At 52.9% G+C, this 667-nt stretch carries 1 rRNA gene; it reads left to right on the forward strand.

The window, feature by feature from the left end:
- A 23S ribosomal RNA gene (locus EQY_RS0116750) occupies positions 1-667 on the forward strand; the annotation flags it as partial.

Raw genomic sequence — 667 nt, forward strand, 5'->3', positions numbered from 1 at the left:
GGGTGACTGCGTACCTTTTGTATAATGGGTCAGCGACTTATATTCTGTAGCAAGGTTAACCGAATAGGGGAGCCGAAGGGAAACCGAGTCTTAACTGGGCGTTAAGTTGCAGGGTATAGACCCGAAACCCGGTGATCTAGCCATGGGCAGGTTGAAGGTTGGGTAACACTAACTGGAGGACCGAACCGACTAATGTTGAAAAATTAGCGGATGACTTGTGGCTGGGGGTGAAAGGCCAATCAAACCGGGAGATAGCTGGTTCTCCCCGAAAGCTATTTAGGTAGCGCCTCGTGAATTCATCTCCGGGGGTAGAGCACTGTTTCGGCAAGGGGGTCATCCCGACTTACCAACCCGATGCAAACTGCGAATACCGGAGAATGTTATCACGGGAGACACACGGCGGGTGCTAACGTCCGTCGTGAAGAGGGAAACAACCCAGACCGCCAGCTAAGGTCCCAAAGTCATGGTTAAGTGGGAAACGATGTGGGAAGGCCCAGACAGCCAGGATGTTGGCTTAGAAGCAGCCATCATTTAAAGAAAGCGTAATAGCTCACTGGTCGAGTCGGCCTGCGCGGAAGATGTAACGGGGCTAAACCATGCACCGAAGCTGCGGCAGCGACACTATGTGTTGTTGGGTAGGGGAGCGTTCTGTAAGCCTGCGAAGGTG

Source organism: Escherichia sp. TW14182 (genome assembly GCF_000208525.1).
GTDB lineage: Bacteria > Pseudomonadota > Gammaproteobacteria > Enterobacterales > Enterobacteriaceae > Escherichia > Escherichia ruysiae.